The following is a 1,521-nucleotide window of genomic DNA, read 5'->3' as shown; positions in this document are numbered from 1 at the left end:
TGGTTATGTACTTGGGAGGTCTGTACTCGATCGGCACGGAGACCCACCATTCGAAGACGACAACATACCTTGTCAAGACCTTAACTGTGTGAGCGCCGTGCTGTCGATCCTCCGGAAGGATGGGACTAGCACGGCACGGTGAAGCCCCGGCACCAGACGATGCCGAGGCCCTGTTCAGTCCGCGTTCGCTGCGCGTAGCGCGTCAGCGTGCCGCCGCCACAACGCTTCCATCGCGCTCTCGTAGGTACGCGCGTCCGCCTCGTCCGGATCGGGACCGCCGGCCTCGACCGCTTCGACGTAGTCGCAGGTGTACGCGTACAGCGCCGACCTCAGATCCGCGCCGTAGCTTCGCTGCTGCGTCGGATCGAGCGCTTCCCAGCCGCGGGCCGCGTCGTCGATGACGAGCCGCCGGTCTTCCTGGTCGGTCAGCCGGTTGCCCCGCGTACCGAGCACCCGGGCGTTGTCGTCGACCTGCTGAACCCGGCCGACGAGGGGGAGGAGCGCGATGGCGATCTCCAGCCGGAGCGCGTCACCGCGAAGGTCGTCTTGCACGATCATGCTGCGCCGCCCTTCCACGTGTTCCGGGCGTCACCCGGAAGTGTCACGATGGGTGGCGGTCCCTCGGTGATTCGAGCATCGAGGGGCCACCTCCACGCCATCGCGTCTACTTGGCCCGGTTGAACTCGCCGCCCTGGGCGCCCTCGACGAACGCGTCCCACTCGCTCGGCGTGAACGCCAGCACCGCACCGTCCGGGTTCTTCGAGTCCCGCACCGCGACGAGCGGCCCGTCGAGGCCGGTCACCTCGACGCAGTTGTCGGAGTACGGGCCGCTCCTGCTGCTCTTGACCCAACTCGCGCCGGTCAAGTCGACGGTCACGCCGTCCTTGGTCACCTGCATGGTTCCTCCTTATTCTCTTGCGCCGGCGCCTTGTCGGCCGGCGACGTCTGCTGGGCGGCCATCAGTTCCCGAAGCTTCGACGCGTACGCCAAGGCCTCGTCACTGAGCCGCTCTGCTGCCCGGATCGCGGTGTCCCATGCGCCGCCGAACCCGAAGTCGATGACCACGGTCACGTCGTCGTCTTTGAGCACGAGGACCGGGTCGCCGTCCTCGTCGACCGCACCCCAGCACCGCAGCGTCCGGACATCCAGGTCGAGGTCGGGTTGCGGCGCCACAGGCACCTCCGCCACCCGGAACGTTGTTGCTCTCATTCGGTCGCCTCCGTCTCCTGGCCAGAGCCGTCCTGATCCGGAGCCGGAACGCCGCCGCAGTCGACGCACGGCCGCACCGCGTACACCACGCTGTCCTCGGCCATCGTCAGCGCCCCACGTCGACTGACCAGCTTCACCCCGCGCCCCTCACACGAACGGCACGTCGAAGTCGAAGCGCGATGAACCGTCACGCGCCACCGCCGTTGGCACCCTGGACCAAGACCGCCCGAAACATAGATGAAGCGTCTACCCATCGAGGGCCTTCACCCCGGAAAATTGTTCCGGGGTCAACTCGGAGGGTGGTGCGACGCT

4 protein-coding genes are annotated in these 1,521 nt (G+C 67.3%); all 4 read right to left on the bottom strand.

The features are described from left to right. Nucleotides 1-174: 174 nt before the first annotated feature. Nucleotides 175-558 carry a hypothetical protein gene (locus AB0H83_RS51850; protein ID WP_360111480.1) on the bottom strand — a complete coding sequence of 128 codons (384 nt, stop codon included), beginning with the start codon at nt 556-558 and terminating at the stop codon, nt 175-177. Between the two features lie 106 nt (nt 559-664). Next, nucleotides 665-898 (bottom strand): DUF397 domain-containing protein, encoded by a 234-nt coding sequence (locus tag AB0H83_RS51845; protein ID WP_360111477.1) that lies wholly within the window; start codon nt 896-898, stop codon nt 665-667. Continuing rightward, complete coding sequence (locus tag AB0H83_RS51840) at nt 889-1,209, bottom strand: hypothetical protein (RefSeq protein ID WP_360111474.1); 321 nt, start codon at nt 1,207-1,209, stop codon at nt 889-891. The genes AB0H83_RS51845 and AB0H83_RS51840 overlap by 10 nt, the downstream gene beginning before the upstream one ends. Beyond that, the gene (locus AB0H83_RS51835) at nt 1,206-1,346 is read right to left on the bottom strand and encodes a hypothetical protein (protein ID WP_360111471.1); all 141 of its coding nucleotides are present in this window, start codon (nt 1,344-1,346) and stop codon (nt 1,206-1,208) included. Before AB0H83_RS51835 ends, AB0H83_RS51840 begins: the two co-directional genes overlap by 4 nt. Between the last annotated feature and the right edge of the window lie 175 nt (nt 1,347-1,521).

The sequence above is a fragment of the Dactylosporangium sp. NPDC050688 genome, assembly GCF_040654515.1.
Classification (GTDB): Bacteria; Actinomycetota; Actinomycetes; order Mycobacteriales; family Micromonosporaceae; genus Dactylosporangium.
The sequence above is the reverse complement of the archived record's forward strand: the minus strand, read 5'-3'. Positions and strand labels throughout refer to the sequence as shown.

Excerpts from the sequence above, each read along its gene's own strand:
- AB0H83_RS51850 (WP_360111480.1), bottom strand. The coding sequence starts at position 558 with ATGATCGTGCAAGACGACCTTCGCGGTGACGCGCTCCGGCTGGAGATC.
- AB0H83_RS51845 (WP_360111477.1), bottom strand. The coding sequence starts at position 898 with ATGCAGGTGACCAAGGACGGCGTGACCGTCGACTTGACCGGCGCGAGT.
- AB0H83_RS51840 (WP_360111474.1), bottom strand. The coding sequence starts at position 1,209 with ATGAGAGCAACAACGTTCCGGGTGGCGGAGGTGCCTGTGGCGCCGCAA.